14 protein-coding genes are annotated in these 24394 nt (G+C 45.6%); 6 read left to right on the plus strand and 8 right to left on the minus strand.

Features of this window, described 5'->3' with window-relative positions; all coding sequences use genetic code 11:
- Positions 1-15: 15 nt before the first annotated feature.
- Positions 16-144: a DUF4915 domain-containing protein gene (locus tag QUA34_RS16120; protein ID WP_333328881.1), complete on the minus strand. Its 129-nt coding sequence runs from the start codon at positions 142-144 to the stop codon at positions 16-18.
- 536 nt (positions 145-680) lie between these two features.
- Between QUA34_RS16120 and QUA34_RS16125 the strand changes: the two genes are divergently transcribed.
- A complete protein-coding gene (locus QUA34_RS16125) occupies positions 681-4355 on the plus strand; it encodes a DUF4347 domain-containing protein (protein WP_333388169.1) in 3675 nt (1224 codons plus the stop codon).
- Positions 4356-4619: 264 nt separating this feature from the next.
- On the opposite strand, the gene QUA34_RS16130 is transcribed toward QUA34_RS16125, so the two are convergent.
- From QUA34_RS16130 to QUA34_RS16140, 3 genes are all read right to left on the minus strand, one after another.
- Positions 4620-5336 (minus strand): DevA family ABC transporter ATP-binding protein, encoded by a 717-nt coding sequence (locus tag QUA34_RS16130; RefSeq protein ID WP_333388171.1) that lies wholly within the window; start codon positions 5334-5336, stop codon positions 4620-4622.
- A gap of 256 nt (positions 5337-5592) precedes the next feature.
- Positions 5593-6777, minus strand: coding sequence for an ABC transporter permease DevC (devC, locus tag QUA34_RS16135; RefSeq protein ID WP_333388173.1), 1185 nt, complete (start codon positions 6775-6777; stop codon positions 5593-5595).
- Between the two features lie 172 nt (positions 6778-6949).
- Complete coding sequence (locus QUA34_RS16140) at positions 6950-8377, minus strand: HlyD family efflux transporter periplasmic adaptor subunit (protein ID WP_333388175.1); 1428 nt, start codon at positions 8375-8377, stop codon at positions 6950-6952.
- Positions 8378-8492: 115 nt separating this feature from the next.
- Between QUA34_RS16140 and QUA34_RS16145 the strand changes: the two genes are divergently transcribed.
- A complete protein-coding gene (locus tag QUA34_RS16145) occupies positions 8493-9101 on the plus strand; it encodes a TetR/AcrR family transcriptional regulator (RefSeq protein ID WP_333388177.1) in 609 nt (202 codons plus the stop codon).
- Between the two features lie 89 nt (positions 9102-9190).
- Here the strand turns inward: QUA34_RS16145 and QUA34_RS16150 are convergent, their stop codons facing one another.
- From QUA34_RS16150 to QUA34_RS16160, 3 genes are all read right to left on the minus strand, one after another.
- Positions 9191-10315: a flagellar assembly protein H gene (locus QUA34_RS16150; protein ID WP_333388179.1), complete on the minus strand. Its 1125-nt coding sequence runs from the start codon at positions 10313-10315 to the stop codon at positions 9191-9193.
- Between the two features lie 10 nt (positions 10316-10325).
- Positions 10326-11837, minus strand: a complete 1512-nt coding sequence (locus QUA34_RS16155) for a mechanosensitive ion channel domain-containing protein (RefSeq protein WP_333328862.1) — start codon at positions 11835-11837, stop codon at positions 10326-10328.
- A gap of 567 nt (positions 11838-12404) precedes the next feature.
- Complete coding sequence (locus QUA34_RS16160; RefSeq protein ID WP_333328859.1) at positions 12405-12539, minus strand: hypothetical protein; 135 nt, start codon at positions 12537-12539, stop codon at positions 12405-12407.
- 280 nt (positions 12540-12819) lie between these two features.
- On the opposite strand from QUA34_RS16160, the gene QUA34_RS16165 reads away from it, so the two are divergent.
- Together QUA34_RS16165 and QUA34_RS16170 are read left to right on the plus strand one after the other, a co-directional pair.
- Positions 12820-17673: a PAS domain S-box protein gene (locus QUA34_RS16165; RefSeq protein WP_333388184.1), complete on the plus strand. Its 4854-nt coding sequence runs from the start codon at positions 12820-12822 to the stop codon at positions 17671-17673.
- Between the two features lie 5 nt (positions 17674-17678).
- On the plus strand, positions 17679-19007 hold the full coding sequence (locus QUA34_RS16170) for a response regulator (RefSeq protein ID WP_333328854.1): 1329 nt from the start codon (positions 17679-17681) through the stop codon (positions 19005-19007).
- 19 nt (positions 19008-19026) lie between these two features.
- Here QUA34_RS16170 and hpsU read toward each other — a convergent pair whose 3' ends face one another.
- Complete coding sequence (gene hpsU, locus QUA34_RS16175; RefSeq protein ID WP_333388187.1) at positions 19027-19704, minus strand: hormogonium polysaccharide biosynthesis acetyltransferase HpsU; 678 nt, start codon at positions 19702-19704, stop codon at positions 19027-19029.
- A gap of 55 nt (positions 19705-19759) precedes the next feature.
- On the opposite strand from hpsU, the gene QUA34_RS16180 reads away from it, so the two are divergent.
- Both QUA34_RS16180 and QUA34_RS16185 read left to right on the plus strand, forming a co-directional pair.
- Complete coding sequence (locus QUA34_RS16180) at positions 19760-20557, plus strand: cation diffusion facilitator family transporter (protein WP_333388190.1); 798 nt, start codon at positions 19760-19762, stop codon at positions 20555-20557.
- Between the two features lie 913 nt (positions 20558-21470).
- The coding region (locus QUA34_RS16185) for a DUF4347 domain-containing protein (protein WP_333388193.1) at positions 21471-24394 on the plus strand (2924 nt) is incomplete at its 3' end.

Genomic DNA, 24394 nt, shown 5'->3' on the forward strand with positions numbered 1-24394 from the left:
GGAATTATTTGCACGTCAGAGAGTAATGATTTGATGATTTTTATCTACTGCGATATCGTGAATGTCGATATCTCCTGTAGTATAGCCGATTCTTGGAATATATAGGCGATCGTAACCTGGATGTTGCCCACCCGCAGCTAGCAAATTGTCTAGCCAAAGTTGATATTTTGAGCTTAAATAGAGGCGTTCGTACAGTAAAGTCCCATTGCGCGATCAAAGATTCGCCAAAAAGCCTAGATTCTGTTGGTTTCTGGCTGAGCACCTATGTTTTGCTCGCATTGAGAAAATCCGAGAATTAATCACCGCACCCAGCCGCCAGCCGCTTCCTTTCCCTCCGGTGCGATCGTCATTGTTGAACACCAATGGATTAATATTTACAAAATCTTTTAAGATAATTGAAATTTCATGAATTTAAGTAAATAAATCACTATTGATTTTGTAGTAAATGCTTTAATAGCAGTATAGCATAATTATTTACTGAGTCGGCAAAAGTTGTGATTGATTAGATGAAATAATCATCCGGTAAGCAAAAACTTTTGCAGTGAATGAGTTAGAACTTACGCACCGATCCGAGATTTCGTTGTTCTCGGCTTTTGGTATCACCAAAAGCCTCATTTATTGTTGGTAATTGCGCTGAATGCGTAAGTCCTAGACTTAACAAAAACCAATAGGTGATTACCATGAACAAGGAAATCATTTTCGTTGACTCGTCTATACAAGATTATCAAAGCCTGATTCAAAACGTCAATTCCGCTCAAATTGTGATTTTAAATGAAAATTCGAGCGCGATCGCACAAATTACTCAAGCCTTGGCAGATCAAAAAGATGTTGCAGCCGTACACATCCTTTCCCACGGTAGCGAAGGTAGTTTAAAACTCGGTTCTGACATACTCAATCAGAATAACCTAGAAAATTTCAGCAGTCAGATAAAACAGTGGGGAAATGCCCTAACTGAAAACGGCGATATCCTATTATATGGATGCGATGTGGGCGCGGGAGAAACTGGCCTCAATTTTGTCAAACATCTCAGCGAAATAACAGGCGCAGATGTAGCAGCTTCTAACGACTTAACAGGTTCTGCGGCCTTTGGCGGCGACGGGGAGTTAGAAGTGAAATTTGGGGAAATTGAAACCCAACCCCTGAATTTTCCCAATTATGACTACACTTTAGCCGGACTCACTGGCACCGCAGATAGCAAAGCCATCAATGTTACTGCTATCCCTACTTCCACCGCGATCGATGTTTTAGCGAACGACACGGGAACCGGCAGACTCAGTGTTGATAGTATTGTCACCGGCCCTAGCCACGGCACCGCGATTATTGGTGATTCGATCTATGTCGGTGGCAGTTTCACCCGCATCGGCGGTCAAACTCGCAACTCCATTGCGAAGTTAAACTCTGATGGGACTGTTGATACTAGCTTTAACCCGAATGCGGATGGTAATAATTCTCCTTCTGTCAACGCGATCGCCATCGATAGCAGTGGCAACCCCTATGTCGGTGGCGAGTTCACCACCATCGGTGGCCAAACTCGCAACCACATTGCCAAGTTAGACCCGATTACTGGGGCTGCTGATACTACCTTTAACCCCAATGCGAGTGGTTGGGTCCGGGCGATCGCCATCGATAGCAGTGGCAACCCCTATGTCGGTGGCGACTTCACCACCATCGGTGACCAAACTCGCAACCACATTGCCAAGTTAGACCCCACTACTGGGGCTGCTGATACTACCTTTAACCCCAATGATGCGGGTTTTTGGATTGTCACGGCGATCGCCCTCCATAGCAGTGGCAACCTCATTGTCGGTGGCTGGCTTTCCGGGGGGTTACACGCCGGTCATCCTCCCTTCCGAAGTGCGAAGTTAAACCCAACTACTGGGGCGACTGATACTACCTTTAACCCCAATGTGGGTGTTCAATTCAATGCGATCGCTTTCGATAGCAGTGACAACTCCATAGTTGGTGGCTGGTCTTTCATGAGCCTATCTGCCAAGGTTGCGAAGTTCAACCCGACTACTGGGGCGGTTGATACTACCTTTAACGCCACAGCTAACCCGTTTGGGTGTTCTGTCATCAATGCGATCGCGATCGACCCGAAAAAAAACATCCTCTACACCCCTAACGCCAATTTCAACGGCGTAGACACCTTCACCTACACCGCCAAAGACAGTAGCGGTGTCAGCACTCCCATCACCATCAACGTCCTCGTCAACGACTCCCCCCTATTAGATACCAGTGGCACCCCCACCCTCACCGCCCAAAACCAAGGAGACAGCGCCAGTACCGGCACACTAATTAGCACAATGATCGCGAATCTGGGGGGAACAAAAATCACCGACAGTGACACCGATGCCAAACAAGGCATCGCGATCACCAGCGTGGACACAACTAACGGCACTTGGCAATACACCACTGATGGCACAACTTGGAATACATTTACCGCCTCGCCCATCAATGCACGTCTCCTAGCCTCCGATGCCAATACCAAAATCCGCTTTGTCCCCAATGCCAGCTACAATGGTACTGTCACTAACGCCTTTACCTTCAAAGCCTGGGACCAAATCACCGGCACCAACGGCGGCACCGCAGACACAGGAGCAGACTTAACCAATAACAGCACATCCAGCGTATTCAGCGTGGCTGACGAAACTGCCAATATTACCGTCAACCCCGCCCCCACCATCACCAGTGTCAGCGCACCCACCAATAACACCTATGGAGTTGGAGAAAACCTGGACTTTACCGTTACCTTCAACGAACCCGTAACCATCACTGGCGGTGCCAACTTACCGATTACTCTAGATACTGGCGGCACCCTCAACGCTACCCTCAATGGTACAGGAGCCTCTGCCACCACCCATACCTTCCGCTATACTGTTGCTTCTGGCAACCTAGATACCGACGGCATCACAGTTGGTACGGCCTTAACTTTACCCACGGATGCTACCATTCAAAATGCCACCAAGGCCAACGCGATCCTAACTTTAAATAGCGTCGGTAGCACCACAGGCGTATTAGTCGATGCCGTTGCACCCACCGTCACCATAAATCCTGTTGCTGATATTACGACAGCCGGAGGAACCAGTCAAAGTTTGACAGTTACTTTCAGCGATAATAATGCTGTCGATGTTACAAGTTTGGACAGTTCTGATATTTTGATAAATTGGTCTGGCGGTGACATTCCTGCCAAATTTGTCAGTGCCGATACTAATAGTAATGGTACGCCTCGGACAGCAACTTATTCGTTTATTCCGCCTCGGGGAAGTTGGGATAATACTGACAATGGAACTTATACTGTTGAGTTGCAAGCAAGTCAAGTTAAAGATAGTCTTGGCAATTTCAATGCGGCTACCAGTTTAGGGAGTTTTAACGTTAATATTGCGGTGCCGGTTTTCCCACCAACGCCCATACCAATTCCACCGGTAACACCGACACCAACGGTGACACCAACTCCCACAGAAACACCGACAACACCAACGGAAACACCAACACCAACGGAAACACCAACACCGACACCAACTCCCACAGAAACACCGACACCACCAACGGAAACACCAACACCAACGGAAACACCGATACCGACACCAACGGAAACACCAACACCGACACCAACTCCCACAGAAACACCGACACCGACACCCATAACGATCGCCATTAACACGCCATCAGTCAGTAATATCGATCGCGGTGAACCAACTAATTTACCACAAAATCAAGAAGTAGATGGCAACAATCTACTGACTGATGATGATGATACCAGTATCCCACAATCAGCCTTTGGCAAACCGATATTCGCGTTATCAGGTAATGATAACTTGACGGGAAGTGACGGTAATGATACGATTCATGGTAACAGAGGCGCTGATACCATTGATGGTGGTAATGGGAACGATCAATTTTTTGGGGGTAAAGGATCGGACCAATTTTCTGGTGGTAATGCGGATGACTTCTTGAGTGGAAATAATGACAATGATACTCTCATTGGTGGCAATGATCATGATCTCTTACACGGGGGGAAGGGAAATGATGTCTTGATTGGTGGGAATGGGGATGATAAGTTATGGGGCGATCAAGGTTTCGATGTACTCACCGGTGGCTTGGGGCCTGATACCTTTGTCTTACAATATACGGCTACTGACCCATCTCAAGCTGATGTGATTACTGACTTCTCTACTGCCGACGATAAAATCAAGTTGATTGGTGCCAATTTCAGTCAACTAACCTTTGAGTCGGTTAATGTCATCGTAGATGGGGTGATGCCTCTAACTGCAACGGCGATTAAATCTGGGAATGACTACTTGGGATTGGTTTATAATGTGAATCCAACTGCTTTTAAGAGTAGCTCTTTCTTGTAAAATTGCTGGGGAAGAAACTATAGGCTAGGCCATCACATGGAGGCGATCGCACTAACCGGAGGTTTGAGCTTTAGCCAGTTAGCAATCACTCAAAATAATCAGGGAGCAATTATCAAAAACCTCTTGACAGGGGAGGAGTGAGGTGTTAGGATTGTAGTGAGTGCGAATATTAAAATATCGGCAAGTTTTCGGCTTTAAATTTTGACATCCAAAATTGAAAATGGGGGAGTTATGGGTGATGTCTATTCTGGGGAAATTTAAAAATTAGGCTAATTTTCCATCTTCCATGTGAAGGATGCGATCGGCAATATCCAAAATACGGTTATCGTGGGTTACTAACAAAATAGTACAACCCTGTTCTTTGGCTAGTTGCTGCATCAAATTCACCACTTCGCGACCGGATTTGCTGTCCAGGGCGGCTGTCGGTTCGTCAGCTAGAACAATTTGTGGTGGACTGACCAAAGCGCGGGCGATCGCAACTCTTTGTTTCTGTCCTCCCGACAAATCATCTGGATAATAGTTAAGCCGCTGTTCCAGCCCTACTAACTCTAGCATTTTTGCAGAGCGATCGCGCATTTGGGAACGCGATAAATTCCCGTGAACTTCCAAACCCATCTGCACGTTTTGCAGCGCCGTCAAACTGCGGTGTAAGTTGTGCGCCTGAAAAATATAACCAATTTTCCGTCGCGCCTTTACCAATTTATCTGAACTCGCATGGCACATCTCTTGACCGATAATTTTGAGACTTCCCGATTGACCGGATCTCAGTCCGCCAATCAAAGTTAAAAGCGTAGTTTTTCCCGAACCGGAAGGCCCCGTCATTAGCACAATTTCACCTGCATTAATGTCGAGATTAATGTCAAAAAGTACCTGTTTTCGCAGTTGACCTTGACCGAAGTAGTGGTCGAGTTGGTGTGCGGAAATTATAGGTACAGGAATCTGTAATGCGTTGGTTGTGGGGTCGAGAGTAGTAGAATTCATAACTTATTAGTTTCTGGTTTTAGATTAAAGAACTAATCGCTTTAGTTGCAGAAAATGCCGAGAAATAAAAAACAGAAAGATCACAAAAAATATGTTTACAGTCAGGAATTTATACCATCGGGATTTTATACTCCCTTTATTGTTTAGTCTGTAGAGGCGGACTTTATTTGTGTAGGAAAGGTTTCAACCAGCCAGTCTGATAAAGGGTTTTATAACCGGGATTTTACTCCCTTCTGACTGTCTTCTTCATTTCCCCTTAAAACATATCTGCTGGATCGGCTGCTTGCAGTTTGCGAGTGGCAATTGCTCCCGAAATAGTGCACATAATCACGTTCAAAAGCAATACTATAAATGCTCTCAGCAGCGTCATATAAAGGGGTAAATTTGTAGCTTTGCGAGTTAAAGAGTAGAGTCCGAGAGAAACTCCTACTCCCGGCAAAAAACCGAGGACGGAAAGAATTAGAGCTTGTTCAAAAACGATGCCGAGTAAATAAACATTGCGGTAGCCCATCGCTTTGAAAGTAGCGTATTCTCCCATGTGGTCGCTGACATCGGTTGAGAGAACTTGATAAACAATAATCACACCCACTACAAAACCCATCGCCACGCCTAAATTAAACACAAAGCCGATCGCAGTATTCTTCGCCCAATAGTTTTTCTCAAAATCGATAAATTCTTGTTTGGTTAATACCTTGACATCCGGCGGTAAATATGCTTTTAAAACTTGTTGAACTTCCACGGGGTCAGCACCCGCTTGCAGTTGAATTAATCCGGCATTAACACTCGCGGCGTTTTGTCTCGCAAACAGGCGCAGGTAATTTTGATCGCTAGTCATCAAAATACCGTCGGCGGCAAAAGATGCTCCAACTGTGAATAAACCGCTGACGGTAATCTTGCGCCGCTCGACCTCAGCTTTAACAGACTTTCCTTGATCGAGTTGCGCGATCGTTCCTTGGTAATCTCCCCTAGAAGCTCGATCGAACAACACAGTATCCGGCAATTTAATCGCGCTCAAATTTTGGTTAACTTCTGGAAGCGCAAACGCCGGGTGGTTGGGATTGAAACCCACCACCATCAGCGACGTTTCGCGCCGAGTTTCGGGATTTTTCCAGTTAGCAATTTTCACGTAAAGCGGCTCGGCTGATTTCACTCCCGGTACGTTCATTGCTTGATACAATCTGCGCCTGGGGAAGGAAGACAAATTAATCAAATTTCGCGCTTGGGGGTGAATCAAAACTAAGTCTGTTTCCAAGCTTTGGTGCAGCCGGGTATTGCTGGTGTAAAGCGCATTTTGGAAGCCTAGCTGCATGAACATCAAAACGTCAGCAAAGGCAATTCCTGCTACTGCAACGAGCATTCGCCCTTTGTCGTGACTCAGTTGCAGCCATCCGAGGGAAGTTCTGCGTCTTAATTGTTGTAAGGGTTGGATGAGTCCAAGCATAGGATTTTAGATTTTGGATTTGGGATTTGGGATTGAAGAGATAGGGCTGATGGTTTACTCTCTTCGTACTGCAAGAATCTGTAATTATTGAACCGCGAAGACGCGAAGGACACGAAGGAAGAGAAAGGAAGAAGGAGAGAGTTGTTTACCGGGAACAAGTAACATTTTTTACTTAATTTTTAATTTCCCCGATCGCCACTTTGACTTGCAAATTGGTGAATCCCGCTACTTTCTGGCTGGAAGCTTCATCCAAACGCACTTTTACTTCCACAATTCGACTATCAATATTCGCAGAAGGATCGGTGTTAACAATGTTTTGCCGCTGCACTTGCAAACCAATATGTTCGACAGTTCCCCGCAATTCGCCGGTCAAAGCATCGCTAGTAATTTTGGCGGTTTGCCCGAGGCGTACTTTGTCCACATCGCTTTCGTAGATTTCCGCAACAGCCAGCATCTCGCGAGTTTGTCCGAGTTCGACAATGCCGTCGTTTCCTACCCTTTCCCCCGGATGCGTGTGAATTTTCAGGACTTGGGCGTCTCTGGGAGCACGGATGTAAGCTAGATCCAGATTGGCTTTGGCTTGTTTGGCTGCTGAAGCAGCGGAACTGACTTCGGCGGCGGCTGCTGCTATATCAACGGGACGCACTTCGGCGATGCGATCGAGATTTGCTTTGGCTTCGTCGATTTGCTGTTGTCGAGATTGCTCAACTTGGCTGAGTTTGGCTTGCGCTTCGTTAATCTGCTGTTGGCGGGATTGTTGAATTTGATTTAGTTTGGCTTGGGCTTCGTTAATTTGTTGTTGGCGGGATTGGCGAATTTGATTCAGTTTTGCCTTTCCTTCGTTGATTTGCTGTTGGGCTGTTTCGGCGGCGAGGCTTTTGCTGTCGCTAGTTGAGGCGGAAATTGCTCCCTGTTCATAGAGTTGGGAGTAGCGCTGATCCTCGCTTATGGCGTTGCGGAGTTCGGCTTGTAGACGGGCAATTGTGGCTTGTTGAGTTTGAATTTCACCTTGTTGTTCGGCCCTGATGCGGGCAATTGTGGCTTGTTGCGCTGCAATTTCGGTGCTGCGATCGATTTCTAGACGGGCAACGATCGCCTGTTGCGCTGTGATTTCGTTGCTGCGATCGGCTTGTAAGCGGGCAATAGTGGCTTTCTGGGCTTGAATTTCGCCGTTTTTGGCTCCTGCTTTCACTTTTGCTAGATTTGCTTCGGCGACGCGCACTTGTTCTTGAGCTTGGTCGAGGGCTGCTTGCAGGCGATCGCGACTATCCAAAATTGCGATCGCCTGGCCTGTTTTCACTGTGTCTCCCTCTTTCACCAAAAGTCGATCGATCCGGTTTCCTTCCGCGGCACCGGAGGCGGAGATTTTAATTACTTCTCCTCTGGGTTCCAGTCGTCCCAAGGCTGTAACAGTCCTTAATTGGGATGCTGCGACGGCTGCTGCTGCGGCTACTGCATTGGGGTCGGGTATGCGCGATCGCCAGATCGTGTAGCCGGTGGTTCCTGCTGCCCCCAAGGTTGCTACTGCTGCCACCACTAGGAGTTGTTTAACTAGGGATGGATTTGAGGATAAGCCGTCCGCTGTTGGTTGGTGTACCATGACATACCTCTTTGTGAGAAAATAAAACTAAACGGTTTAGTTCCGATATCTTCTAATACTAAACCGTTTAGTATAATGATGTCAAGAGCCCAAATAAAAATTACAGAAGCAAGGTATGGCAAGGACAAAACCGATCGAAGCAGACGCAGCAGGAGGGGACAAGAGCGAGCAAATCCTGCAAGGTGCGATGCAAGAATTTTTAGCCCACGGCTACGCGGGGACGAGTATGGACAAGGTAGCGAAGACGGGCGGAGTTTCCAAAGCCACGGTTTACAGTTATTTTGCAGATAAAGAAGGATTATTCGCGGCTTTGGTACAGCGGCTGGCGCGAGAAAAAGTCCATTTTACAGTTCTGGATGAAGAGCCGGCCGTAGCGCTGCGATTCGCTGCCACAACTATATTGGATCAGGCGACCCAGGAACCAGAATATCTCAATTTTGTGAGGTTAGTGATTGCCGAATCAGGGCGTTTTCCCCAGCTAGCGCAGACTTTTGTGAAAAACTTAGCTAAACCGGGTATCGAGCGGCTAGCGGAATATTTGGCCTCGCATCCAGAGTTAAAATTGCCCGATCCCGAGGCAACTGCGCGGATTTTTATCGGAGCTTTGGTATATTTTCAGTTAATGCAGCATATGATGCACGGTAAAGAGATTATCCCAATGGAGCGCGATCGACTGATCGACGGTCTGCTGCACTTGATTTTATCCCCGCAGTCTAATTCTTAAAGTGCGATCGACAGAATCTAGGAATTTTATTTGAGAATGATTTAAATGCCATAAAGAGCGAGATCCCTTTATGGCTGCGATCGCAGGTTTTAGTCAGGTGTTTTTCCTAACCTGTCCCTCAATTCCTCCGCCGATAACTGTGGCAGTTGTTCTACAAACAATGTCAATTCTGCCACAGGCAATGCCAATAAATTAGTAACGGCTGTAGGCAGAATAGCGCCCAATTCAGGCGATCGGATTTGCAACGCACTTTCAGCTAACAATTTAACCGCTGCTTCGCGCCCTGTTTCATCAACTGTCAGCATTGAGATTGCCAGCAACAGCACTGTAAATTCTGTCGCCGCCAACTTGGATATTGGAGATAGAAAAACAGTCATTTTGGGGCTTAATTCTCCAAATCTAACTCGCAGAAAGTTTTCTAAAATTAAGCGCTGTTGTTCTTGTCTGCCTCGTTCTAGTCCTTGTTCTAGTCCTCGTTCTAGTCCTTCTTCTCTAGCTTGTTGCTGTGCTGCTTGTATTTGTTGTTGAAAAAGTGGTGCAATGGCCATAATTAACTCCCGCTCTTCTGGCTCTAATTCTTGTGGCGCATCGGTTACTAAATTTGACTGTAACCGATACAGCAATTCTAGCGCGATCGTCCGCAACGGATCGTCTGTTGCTAAAGCGCTCAATTGGGAAATAGCCCTTTGCTGCACTCCCCCTTTGCCCAAAATCCTCAACCACAGGGTTTCTGGAGTTTCTGGCAACTGGTGAATCGCCACAATTGCAGTTCGCAAACATTCACCCAAAAAATAAATTCCCTGCATCCAATTCTCTGTGTCTGGTATCGCATTAAAGCTATCTACCAATGCTTTCGATGCTGTGGGCATCAAAATCCACAGTTTGGGTAACTGAGTATCATCATAGCGAGTATTTTCTCTCCTAAATTTTCGCTCCAATTCACCTCGCACGTCCAATAACTTGCCCAGACAGCTACAAATTTCGCTGACGTTTGCCGGATTGCGAAACGGTTCAAAAATTGCAGTTGTGCTTGCCCTTTTTCCCAACAATCCCAGGGTTTCTGAGTATTCGGGAATTGCGGTGCTGGGAGTGAAGTAAACATCGATTTCTCGAACTTCGGAAGCCACATCGCAGCCGATATTCACCGTTTCAATCGGGGACAGCAACTCTTCCAGAAATTCTTTGGCAAAGAGATCGTGAATAAATCGCGTCATAGAAATTATTTCAAACGCTAAATAGATTTTTTAGCCGTTTTCTCACCCATTCTACAGGATTTTCCTCCTCTTCTGCTGCATCTACCAATTCCATTTCTCGCAATAATTGCTGTCTCTCGTGGAGTTCTTCTTTGTGTTTGACTATTTCTTGAATAATCTGTTCAGATAAATCCGGTCGTTCCGTTAAAACTTTTTGGAAACCTTCTTTATTGATGGCAAACAAAATTGTTTCTTCCAAAGCTCTCACCGAAGCAGTTCTGGGGATTCCCAACATCAAAGAAAGTTCCCCGAAAAACTGACCAGTACCGAGGTTATTCAGATGTTTGTCAATAGCTTCTACAAAAACTTCTACTGAACCTGAAAGAATCATGTAAAAAGCATCTCCGGGGTCGTTTTCGTGAAACAAATATTCTTGCGATCGCAGCCGTTTGCGGTATCCAACTTCAATCAATTGCCGCAATTCAAGATCAGTCAGATTTTCAAAGTATTCTACCTCTCGTAGCAAACAGCTAAGCGACGATGGCTTTTTCAGTTTCTCTGCAAAAATTGGCGGTTTTGGCTCATTTTCCGAGTAACTGTTCGGGAGGTCAATTGCAGTTTCTTTTTTGTTGAACATTGACAACAGAACTTCGGGGTTTTGCAAATAAATTTCTCTGTCATTGAACGGAAATTCTATCTTTTGGTGGCGGAAATTGTATTCAATTGCAAAATTTAAAGAACTTTTAATTATTTCTCTTTCAGTCGGCTTGTCCGTCCAAACTAAAAGTTCAAATTTAAAACTATCATCACCAAACTCGACAAACAATACTTTCGGATTCGGTTCGTACAAAACTCCTGCTTCTTTGTAAGCAATATTTAACAGAGTTTCTGTCACTAACAGCGGGTTACTATTCTCGGCTACTTCTACGGGAACTCGCAGACAGAGTAGGGAGTTTTCGTAACTCCAGTTAACAATTTTGTTGCTAATCATTTTGCTGTTGGGAACTATGACGCTTGAGTCCTCAGTGGTTTGGAGGATGGTAGATCGAATCGAGATTTTTTTGACGATTCCCATTAATCCTTCTAATTCCACAAAGTCTCCGACTTTCACAGGTCTGTCTAAAAGCAGCGTTAAGCCGCTGACAAAATTAGTTGTTAAATCTTGGATTCCGAAGCCAATTCCGACTCCCAATCCCCCCGCAACTACTGCAAAAGAAGCGAGGTTGAAACCGATGCTTTGGATGGCGACTATCACCCCCAAAGCTACTATCAAATACCCAATAATTACTGCGATCGCTTCCCGGTTTCCCTCGTCAATTCCCAGTCTGACTAGCAAGCGTTCCTTAAGAAAGTTTGTAAAAGAGCGTGCTATGACAAGGATAGCCATAAACAATACAATCAGTTCCACCAGTGACTGCAACGATACTGGATTTTCACCTATTTTAAATAGGGTAGCTGTAAATATTTGCGATATCTGTGTCAATACTTCTTCGGGGATTGTATTCAATTTAAATTCAGGGAAGAAGGTTTTTTGTGTGGTCATTTTTTAAGGAAAGTAGTAAAAAATAAAGTTCTCAGTACCCAATGTCAAAATACAATACTGAGATCGTTATCATAAATTTTAACCTGTTTTTAGAGTAAAAAAGTGAAGTCGTTAGATAGAGATGTGGTTCCTCATAATACGCAGTTATCCCTCTTGCCAATTTTTCGGATACCTGGTCTTCGCAGGCCTGTGGTTAGTGTGCCACTTTTTCGCGATCAGAGAGCCGACTCATCTATTGTTAAAGCGATCGCTCTACTAACTTTAGTCAACATTAACTCGATTCGAGTTTATCATACTCTCCACTATTTTTTTGTGAAGTCCCGTTATCAACTTAAGCAGGGATTATTCAATGACTATTTAAGTGGACAAGTCAAATATCCAAGTATTACAATGATTTTGACTGGTGGGAGAGATATTGCTATTACTCTGCCAGTTGCGTCCCTCTTGTGTATATCTAAGTGAAAATTTAACGCATCTAGCTAAAATTGATAACGTTCCAAGAATACTTGGCATTCTACTGACATGGGGGACAAACTATAATTTAATCGCATTTGTCAATCCGTAATTTTACTGAAAATACTGCTTGTTGAGGAGTGGAAAATTGGCGATTTGGGGGTAGGTGGTCATCAATATGGCGATCGCCATGATTGCTCGATCGCCCACATCTAAGTTTCCCCCCAAATCTGAGTAAATGCTGAGCATAATTGCTGATTGACAAACACTTCCCTAGCTTATGTTGTCACCAATGTACTACCCATAGGATTGATTAGGAATAGAATTGATGAGCAATAGAACTGCTTGGCGATACATCCGAAGAATTAACGGAAATATTGTCGCCAGGGATACATATATCGCCGATTGAAAGCCTAATTGTCGCCCTACTGAACGTTTTATTCAGTACCCAAATAGGAAAAAAGGAAAACCTTACGAACCCGTATTTGGAAAGAAGTTCTAAAATTATAGCTGAAATGCACGAGCCAACATGAGCACATTCCCACCACATAAAAACCAACCGCCCCAGCAAGAGAACACAACAGCACAGGTATTGCGACAGGCTCACTTCGAGGCTTTTTTTGCTGCAGCGAATGCCGGACTGATGATTTTAGACCGCCAACTCCGGTACGTCCAAATTAACGAAGCTATGGCAGAGCTCAATGGCATTTGTGTGGCAGATCATATTGGTAGGTCGCTGTGTGAAGTGCTGCCAGAATTGGCTGCGACTCTGGGACCAATTTTGCAAGAAATTCTGGATACGGGCAAGCCAATTCTCGACTATGAAGTAGTGGGTGAAACTCCGAGACAACCGGGCATCCTGCGCTACTGGCAAGCATCTTACTATCCTTTGCGGGACGAAAATGACCTGGTTTTTGGTGTTGGTGCCCTTGTGATTGAAATTACCGATCGCAAGCGGGCAGAACAAAAGCAGGCACGACTGACGGCAATTTTGGAAGCAACTTCCGACTTAGTAGGAGTTGTGGATGCGGCTGGGCATAGCGTCTATCTCAACCAAGCCGGACAGGAAATGCTGGGGATGTCCCCACAGGAAGCACGAGCTCCGTTTACTATAGATTCTGCATTAGCTCCCTCGGCAAAAGCAAAGTTCCACAACGAAATAATTCCCAGCGCCTTGCGAGAGGGTAGTTGGGCAGGTGAAACCCTGTTTTTGTCACGCGATGGGGAAGAAATTCCAGTCTCCCAGGTTTTGATCGTTCACAAAACCGCAGCGGGTGAAGTCGAGTTTATTTCCACTATTGTGCGGGATATTCGCGATCGCAAAAAAGCAGAGGAAGAACGGCAATTGCTCGCTACAACGATCGAGAATAGCCGTGACTTTATTGGCGTGGCCTCAATGGATGGTCGCCCGATGCTAGTGAATCAGGCGGGTCTGGATTTGGTGGGACTCAGTAGTTTGGAGGAAGCCCGAACCAAACACATGACCGACTTCTTCATGGCAGAAGATTTGGACTTCGTACAGCAGTTTATTATGCCGGCAATAATGCAAGAGGGAAGTTGGCGGAGTGATTTTCGCTTCAGACATTTCCAGACAGGTCAACCCATCCTGGTAGATTACACCCTATTTTTGATTAGACATCCAGAGACTAATGAACCGGTAGGGATTGCCACTATTACGCGGGATATTCGCGATCGCAAAAACGCAGAAGATGTCCTCAAACAAAATGAAGAACGATTTCGTTCTTTAATCGAAGCTACCGCTCAAATTATTTGGATCGGTAATGCTGATGGCGAATTAGCCAGCGAACAACCTACTTTAGGTGCATTTACAGGACAGACATTTGAGGAGTATAAAGGATGGGGCTGGCTAGATGCCATGCACCCAGATGATCGCGCTCATGTTGGTAGTATATGGTCGGCTGCCGTGGCCAATCGCTCGCTCTATGAAGATGAATTACGTATGCGCCGGTATGACGGCGAATATCGGTACATGAGTTGTCGTGGTGTACCAATTCTGAACGCGGATGGTTCAATTCGCGAATGGATTGGAGCTAATACAGATATTACCGATCGCAAACAAGCTGAAGAAGCTCTGCGCGAACAGCAAGCTGTGCTGCGCGATCGCAACGTCTTGCTGAGCTCTATCTTGGAAAGTACGCCAGACATAATAGTTGTTAAAGACCGGGAAGGCCGATATGTTGCCCTTAATTCCAATGGGGCAACCTCCTTTTACGGTAAACCCATTGAGGAGATCCTGGGTAAAGATGATTCGGAACTCCTTCCCCCTGCTGCTGCCGTTCCAATAATGGCAAAAGACCGCGAGATCATGGAAGCAGGCACTACTGAAACCTACGAAGAAGATGTTTCTAATGGTAAGATCACCACTTCTTTTTTAACGACAAAAGCCCCTTGGCGGGACGCTCAGGGCAATATTCTCGGCATGATCGCCATAGCACGAGATATTACCGATCGCAAACAAGCTGAAGAAGCTCTGCGCGATCGTAATGCACTGCTAAACTCTATTTTGGAAAGTACACCCGACTTCATTGTCGTTAAAGATCGAGAAGGGCGTTATGTTGCCATTAACTCCAATTTGGCAAACTTCTTGGGCAAGCCAAGTGAGGAAATCATCGGCAAAGATGATTGGGAATTACTGCCTAACGCTGCCCGTGAAATGATGGCAAAAGATCGTCAAATCATGGCAACAGGAATCACTGAGAGTTACGAGGAAGATATCTCTCATGATGAAACCCCTAGGACCTTTTTAACTACAAAAGCTCCTTGGCGGGATGCTAATGGCAATATCCTCGGCCTCATCGCCACAACGCGAGATATTACCGATCGCAAACAAGCGGAAGAAGCGTTGCGACATAAAGAAACTCAGTATCGCAGTATTTTTGAGTCGGTGAACGATGGCATTATCATCACAGAACTAGAAACCGGAAAAGTAGTCGCCATCAATCCGGCGCAAGCCAGAATCCACGGCTACACTTATGAGGAGTTCGCTCAACTACCACCTGGAGGCTTCATACACCCAGATAGTTACCACCTATTTGTGGACTTCTTAGAAACTGTGAAGGCAGGTAAGCAGTTCTTCTGTCATGCCATTGATGTCCACAAGGATAACAAGTGCATTGATGTGGAAGTTACAGCAACCCCCTATTGGCAGGATGACAAGCTGTATGCGTTATCTGTGGTGCGAGATATTACCGATCGCAAACAAGCGGAAGATGCGATCAAACAAAGCGAAGAACGCTATCGCTCGCTAATCCTTGCTACGTCCCAAATTGTCTGGACAGGGGATTCTGAGGGGCGATGCCCGGATATGCCGACTCTGAGAGCTTACACTGGACAAACCGTAGAGGAGGTGGTTGGTTTTGGCTGGTTAGATGCAATTCACCCGGACGATCGCGAATCAACCGCTCAGGCGTGGATGGAAGCAGTGCAAACGAAAAGCCTGTATGACATAGAATATCGAATCCGGGGAGCGGATGGAAACTATCGTTATTTCCAAGGTAGGGGCGTACCTATTCTGAATGAAGATGGCAGCATCCGGGAGTGGGTTGGCACTTGCACCGATATCCACGATCGCAAACAAGCCGAAGATGCTATAAAACAAAGCGAAGAACGCTATCGTTCGCTAATCGCTGCTACGTCCCAAATTGTATGGACAGCGGATGGTGAAGGAAGATGCCCGGATCTACCGAGTTGGAGAGCTTACACCGGACAAACCGAAGCTGAGGTAATTGGTTTGGGCTGGTTAGATGCAATTCACCCGGACGATCGCGAACGAACCGCTCAGGTGTGGATGGAAGCAGCGCAAACGAAAACCCTGTATGACATAGAATACCAAATCCGCGCAGCGGATGGAAACTATCGTTATTTTCAAGTTAGAGGCGTACCCATTCTGAATGAAGATGACAGCATCCGGGAGTGGGTTGGCACTTGCAGCGATATCCACGATCGCAAACAAGCAGAATTCCTAATGGCAAAAGCTAAGGAAGCAGCCGAAGCAGCAAGTCGCGCTAAAAGTGAATTCCTTGCCAATATGAGCCACGAGTTGCGGACTCCCCTTAATGGCATCATGGGATACGCCCAGATTCTTCAGCGTTCCAAATCCTTGAATCAAGAAGAGCGATCGCGCATTGATGTTATTTATCAGTGCGGTTCCCATTTACTGACCTTAATCAATGATATTCTCGACTTGTCGAAGATTGAAGCACAGAAAGTGGAACTCATGCCTACGGATTTTCATTTCCCGGCGTTCCTGCAAGGTGTCGCAGAAATGTGTCGTATCCGAGCTGAACTAAAGGGAATTCAGTTTCATTTTCCATCAAGTCCCGAACTCCCGATCGGTATTCGTGCGGATGAAAAACGCTTGCGACAAGTGTTAATTAATCTTTTAAGTAACGCTATTAAATTTACGGATGAGGGTACTGTTACTTTTATAGTCAGCTTTGCCACAGAAGAAAAAATTCGCTTTGAAATACGCGATACAGGTACCGGCATTGCCCAAGATCAACTCCAAGCTATCTTTCAGCCCTTCGAGCAGGTAGGAGATCGCAGGCGGCAGACGGAAGGTACGGGATTAGGACTGGCAATTAGCCAAAGGATTGTAGAACTAATGGGCAGTACCATTCAGGTTCAAAGTGAGATGAATGTTGGCAGTATTTTCTGGTTTGATGTCAATCTATCTCAAGCCGATGAATGGGTGAAAACTTCTCAAATTGACCATCGCGGCCAAATTATCGGCATCAAAGACCGCCAACCTAAGATTGTGGTTATTGATGACAAATGGGCTAACCGTTCGGTAGTTAGCAATTTGCTCAGTCCGCTCGGCTTTGAGGTGTCTGAAGCAAACGATGGGCAGGAAGGCTGGGAAAAAATTCTGGAGGTACAGCCAGATTTAATCGTTACCGACTTACTAATGCCCGAACTAGATGGCTTCGAGCTAATTAAGCGGGTTAGAGAATCGGACAACTTCAAAGACATCATCATTATTGTCTCTTCTGCCAGCGTATTTGAAGCCGATCAATACAGAAGTTTAGAAGCAGGAGGCAACACTTTTATTCCCAAACCTGTTCAAGCCACGGAACTCCTGCAAAAATTACAACAGTATCTTGATTTAGAATGGGTTTATGAAGCTAATGAAGATCCCCTGGCGATCGGCTCAGACACCGATGAGCTAATTGCGCCGCCAGCTAAAGAAATGGAAATTCTATACGAACTGGCTATGAAAGGAAATTTCCTAGAAATAGTTAAGCAGGCGGTATTACTTGAAGAAATAGATCCCCAATATATTCCCTTTGCTAAAAGATTGCATCAGATGGCAAAGGACTTTCAAGACGAAGAGATTTTAACGTTTATTCAGTCCTACAAGTAAGGTTTATGAATTCAGAGATTAAAGCAAATGGTACAATTCTTATAGTTGATGACAATTCAGCCAACTTGGGTGTCTTATCTGATGCCTTAAGTCAGGAAGGATTTGAAGTTCGGGTCGCGAAATCTGGAAAGATGGCACTAGAGCGAGTCAAATATGCTCTCCCAGATCTAATCTTGTTAGATGTCATGATGCCAGAGATTGATGGATTTGAAACCTGTCGTCGATTACAGGCTAATCCAGAAACTAAACAGATTCCCATTATATTTATGACTGCGCTCTCGGATACGGCAAATAAAGTTGAAGGGTTTCAGCTTGGGGCTGTAGATTATATTACCAAACCTTTCCAACAGGAGGAAGTATTAGCTCGCGTCAAGCTGCATTTAAAGCTTCATGTTCTTGCTGATAAATTAGAAGAAAAAAACATCTTATTGGAGGAAAAAGTTAGAGAAGTCAGCCAAGCCTACGAGGATTTACAACAAATGCAACTTAAGTTAATCCAAAGCGAAAAAATGTCCGGGTTAGGGCAAATGGCGGCTGGGATTGCTCATGAAATAAATAACCCTATAAATTTCATCTCTGGCAATCTGGGTTATGCCCAAGAGTACGCTCATAACTTACTAAAAATTATACACATCTATCAAGAAGATTATGTAAATCCCACCCCTCGAATTCAAGCAGCTATGGATGAAATAGAACTAGAATTTGTGGAGGAAGATTTTATAAAAGTTCTTAACTCAATCAACTTAGGAACGCAGCGCATTCAGGAGATTGTCAAGTCTATGCGAATCTTTTCTCGCCTAGATGAGGCAGACGTGAAAGCAGTAAATATTCATGAAGGAATTGATAGTACACTCACCATCCTGCATCATCGTTTAAAATCAAAACCAGAGCATCCTGAGATTGAAATAATAAAAAATTACGGTCACATTCCACCAGTAGAATGCCATGCCGGACAATTAAATCAAGTGTTCATGAATATTATTTCCAATGCCATTGATGCTTTGGATGAATCTAATCAGCAGCGTTCGTTTGCAGAAATCAAACAACACCCGAACCGCATTCAAATTTCTACAAAAGTAATTCACGAGAATTGGGTTGCTATTCATATTAGTGACAACGGTCGGGGAGTTTGCGAAAGTTTACAACCGAAACTATTTGACCCTTTTTTTACCACCAAACCTATCGGTAAGGGAACTGGGTTGGGGTTATCTATCAGTTACCAAATTATCGTTGAAAAGCATGGGGGCAGATTATACTGCCAGCCTACAGAAGGAAAGGGAATAGAATTCGTCATTGAAATTCCAATTCGGCCACAAGCTATTCAAGCTGCTTAGTTTCCCGATGCAATGTCTCTTATGAACTTTGGTTAATTTCTCGCCGATAGCGGGGACGACAAGGTGTTCCCGTGCAAACAAAGCTAGCGGGCATATGTTTAAATACGCTACTGCGAGCTCCGATTAAGGCGTTGGCACCGATTTCTACACCAGGGCCAACGAAGCAGTCGGCGGCAATCCAAACGCCGTTATTAATGACCACAGGTGCTGTGATTAAGCCAAAGGCTGGGTCTTGAAGGTCATGAGTGCCGGTGCAGAGGTAGCTTTTTTGAGAAATGACGCAGTGTTTGCCGATCGCAATTCGATCGAGACTGTACAATACAACATCATCTCCGATCCAACTGTAGTCTCCGATTGCAATTTTCCAAGGATAGGTAAAACGAGCCGTGGGGCGAATGATCACACCACAACCTATTTTCGCTCCAAATAACCGCAGCAAGCCGCTTCTGATGCCGTTAAAAGGGTGTGGAGTGAGAGGAAATGCGATCGCCTGGACGAACCACCAAAGCAAAATTAGCCAAGTAGGCTTTCCTCGATCAAACTTTGATTGATCGTACTTCCGCAAATCAACCAAAGATTCCCCTGTTAAAATATTTGCGTGATTGTCGCTAATTGGACGATCGTTTATTCCCGAATTTGGGGAATTTGCGATCGAATTTTCCGGATCTTGGTGCGGATTTGGTATATAATCGGTCATTGATAGTTAATTTAATGTTTAATTTAAAATCGAGTTTAACCTTAAGGGCTGCTGCATGACATTTCTAGTTAAGGAAAATTTTGACTCTGAAAACGCCAAGGATACCGCACAATGCGAGAATATAAATCCCAGAATTGGCAAAGTGCGACTTTTACAAACAGCATTGGTATTGCTTAGCAGCTTTTTTGTAGCAGAGTTAATCGCTGCACTTAATTCTCATAGTTTGTCCCTATTAGCAGATGCGGGTCACGTTTTTTCAGATGTAGCAGCTTTAGCAATAACTTTGACAGCGACTTGGTACTCCTCAGTCAAACGCAAAAGTAAATCCGTAGATTGTGCGATCGCACAATCGTCAATTCCTGAACGAGGAGAAATCATTGCTGCTTTAATTAATAGTATCAGTTTAGTGGCGATCGCCCTGTGGATTGCAGCAGAGTCGATCGCCCGTTTGCAGTCCCCAACCCCCGAAGTAGAAGGGCTCCCGATGTTAATTACCGCCATAGTCGGTTTAAGCATCAACTCGATTAATGCTTGTTGTTTGCATTCCTGCTGTCACGGTGACTTGAATCTCAAAAGCGCGTTTCTGCACGCAGTCGCCGACATATTTTCGTCGGTGGGAGTAATTTTAGCTGCGATCGCCGTAGCGTGGCTGCACTGGAATTGGGCTGACGGCTTAATTAGCTTGCTGGTGTCGGCATCAATAATTTTATTAACTCTACCATTACTAATCGAAAGCATTCAATTGCTGCGAGGAAAAGTATCAGCAATATCCGCAATTCAACAAGGTTGTGATTGCGAAAAAGTGAGCGCCGAAAAATTGCTTTTCCCATCCCTCGAAGAACTCATCAAATAACATCTCTTCATCTGCGTATATCCGCATATATCCCCTGATATCTGCGGTTAAAATAGCTAAGTAATTAACCCAGCGATATCTAGATTGTAAAGATATCGTAAACCTTATTATCTACTCATCACCAAGACAAAGATCCGACTTTTCCGACTTTACGATCCGACTTTTCCGACTTTACAGAGGCAGGGGCCCGAAGCAATGATTAGAGATAGGGAAAGCCAACCCACGATGTCTAGATTGTAAAGAGATCGTAAACCTGGATGTTGTGTTGCGAAATGTTAAATCAACATATGCTATAAAAGATATGTCTTTAGGGGGATACATTAAAATTGCATCTAAGCTATAGGCGTTCATTCCCACGCCAGGCCAGTGAAAGCCTACTTCATATCAGGACTACCCCGCTCAGGCTCTACTTTACTGGCTGCACTACTACGACAAAATCTCCGGTTTTACAGCGCTATGACTTCCCCTATTGGGGGCGCAAGTCGATCGAATGCTGGAAAGTGAGCGAAGACAATGAGTTTTCCGTGTTCATTTCCCCTGAACAAAAACAGGCACAGCTTATTACCACCCGCCAACTGATCGAGAAGTGATCTCCGACACCAATCGCCTGTGATGCAGCAAATTGGCATTAATTCTGGAACTATTTCCCGAAGCCAAAGTTATCTGCTGTGTCAGAAACCTCGCTTGGATTATGGACAGCATCGAGCTACTAATTCGGCGCAATGCCTTTGATGTTTCCAGATTATTTATTTAATGCTCCAGCGGAACTGGCTAACAATTTTACAGCCCGATTTATTTGAGCAATAGGACTAATAAATTATTCAGTCCTCATAGCGAGGACTTAAGCGAGGTGGGGGTTGAAACCCCGACCAGACTTGAATGTAAACAATAGATCTCAAGGATTTCAGCAATTATGAACGTACCAAACATGAACAAGCAAATTATTTTCGTTGACTCCTCTGTACAGGATTATCAAAGCCTGATCCAAGGCATCGATCCCGCTCAAATTGTGATTTTAAATGAAAATTCCAGCGCGATCGACCAAATTACAAACGCCTTGGCAGAGCAAAAAGATATTGAAGCAGTTCATATAGTTTCTCACGGTAGCGACGGCACCCTATTTCTGGGTAACTCACCCCTGGACAAAACAACCCTAGAAAGCCATGCAGCCACCCTACAAAAATGGGGCAAAGCCTTAAAACTAAATGCAGATCTTCTCCTCTACGGCTGTAACGTTGCCCAAACTGAGCAAGGAAAAGCTTTTGTTAAACGCCTGAGTCAATTAACGAAAGCCAACGTTGCCGCATCCACTACTCTCACAGGCAATGCCAAATTAGGAGGTGACTGGAACCTTGATTTTATCATAGGTAAAATTCAAGCCACCTTAACATTTTCCCCAGAAGTGATGCGGGATTACAGTTTTGTCCTAGGTGAGTTTGTGAACGAAAGCTTTAGTGGATCAAGCGTTAGCAGTCTTTGGATCTACGGGAAGACAGGCTCATCGGCTAACCCTGGTTTGACCGCTTCCGGTACCAGCACTTCACTGCCGAATATAGGTACTGATGCTCCCGGCAGTGGAGTGTTACGATTAACTTCAAATGCTCCCAATCAAGCTGGATTCGTTATCTACAACCAGCCTATTTCTTCAACAGCAGGGGTAAAAGCTACCTTTGACTTGTTTGCCTACAATGCATCCATTGGAAGTGGTGCGGATGGATTGAGTTTCTTCCTCATTGACGGTAATGCCAGCCCCACCCAAGCCGGAGCTAGTGGTAGCAGCCTTGGCTATGCCCGCAACACAGCCAACAACCAACCCGGTTTGGTAGGAGGCTATGTAGGAATCGGATTTGATGCCTATGGCGGTTTCTCTTCGATCCTCGAACATTCAACCGGATTACCATCGACTCAATATCCGGATCGTGTGGGAATTCGAGGCAAGGCATCAAATGATTACCAATATATAACCTCCGCACCTGTCTCGGGTGGCATAGATAAACCCTTGGAGACAAATCGCAATAATGCCAGAAGAAGAGTTCAAATTCAATTAACACCCAGCAATGCCGCCCAGCCAAATCGCCTGTCGGTAGCGATGGATTTGAACAACAACGGCAACTTTACTGATGCGGGTGAAACCATTATCGCTCCCTTCGACATTACTGCTAGCAATGGGGCTGTACCAACTACTTTTAAATTTGGCTTTGCCGCGTCAACGGGAGGTCAGACAAATATTCACGAAATCGGCAATCTCATTTACGAGACGCTCAACCCTACTACCGCCCCCACCCTCACCGATACGGTGGTCACCCTCAACAACATCCCAGAAGACTCCGGTACTCCTACAGGCGCTGTCGGTACCCTCATCTCTTCTATTGCTGCCATCGGCACGGGGCAAAATAACATCACCGACGCCGACGCTGGCGCAGTAGCAGGTGTAGCCATCACCGCCGCCAATACAACCAACGGCACTTGGTACTACACCATAAATGGCGGTACTACTTGGAATCCCTTGGGCGCAGTATCCGATACCAACGCTCGCCTACTCGCCGCCGATGCCAATACCCGTATTTACTTCCAACCAAGCGCTAACTACAACGGCCCGGTCACCAACGCTATCACCTTCCGCGCCTGGGATCAAATGGCGGGTGCTAATGGTGGGACTGTCAACACCACTACCAACGGGGGCTCGACTGCTTTCAGCACCGCCACCGACACCGCAGCCATTACCGTCACCCCTGTCAACGACATTCCCAGTTTCACCGCCACCAACCCAGCCTCCATCAACGAAGACAGCGGGGCGCAAACATTAACGACTTGGGCTACATTCAACCCCGGCGCAGCCAACGAAGTCAGCCAAACTGCCACCTACACCGTCAGCAACATCGGCACCCCGAGCTTATTTGCCACATTACCTGCCGTAAATGCCAGTGGCAACCTCACTTACACACCCGCCCCTGACGCCTTCGGCACCTCCACCTTCGATGTCAGAGTCCAAGACAGCGGCGGCACCCCCGGCGTCGCTACCTCGACTACCCAAACCTTCACCATCACCGTTAACCCCGTCAATGATAAACCCAGTTTCAGTAACTTAGGAAATCAAACCCTAACAGCTTGGACAAACACAATTCAAACAGTTAGCAACTGGGCAAATACTGTTATCTTCGGTCCCGCCAATGAAGCCACTCAAACAGTTAGCAAATACACCGTTACTAACAACGACAACACCTTATTTACAACTCAACCAAGTGTAGCAACCAATGGCACACTGACCTACACTCCCAGTGGTAAACCCGGTACCGCCACCGTTAACGTGCAACTCCAAGATAACGGTGGCATAGCGAATAATGGTGTTGACACTTCCAGCCCAGCCACATCATTTAATATTACCATTCCCGTACCGAAAGTTAACCTCACTGCCAGCACAACTACTGCCAACGAAGCCGGGACAACAGCTATTACCTTTACCGCCACTGCCGAAGGTAATGTCGTCGGCGCTCAAACCCTTGATTTAGCATTAACTGGTACTGCTAGTGCTGCTGATTTTACTGGTACTATTCCCGCTCAAATAACTATAGCAGATGGGAGTAGTACGGGGCAAGTAACTGTCACAGTTAATGATGATAATTTTATCGAAGGTACGGAAACAGCTACTTTAACAATTAGCAAGCCGTCAACAGGGATAGCATTAGGAACTACTACTAACCAAAGTGTGACGATTACTGACAATGATACTGCGGGAGTAACCATCACACCCACGACACCTTTAACTACCACAGAAGCGGGTGGAACTGCTACATTCACAGTCAAGTTAAATACGCAACCAACAGCCGATGTCACCAT

The organism is Microcoleus sp. POL10_C6 (assembly GCF_036701585.1).
Classification (GTDB): Bacteria; Cyanobacteriota; Cyanobacteriia; order Cyanobacteriales; family Microcoleaceae; genus Microcoleus.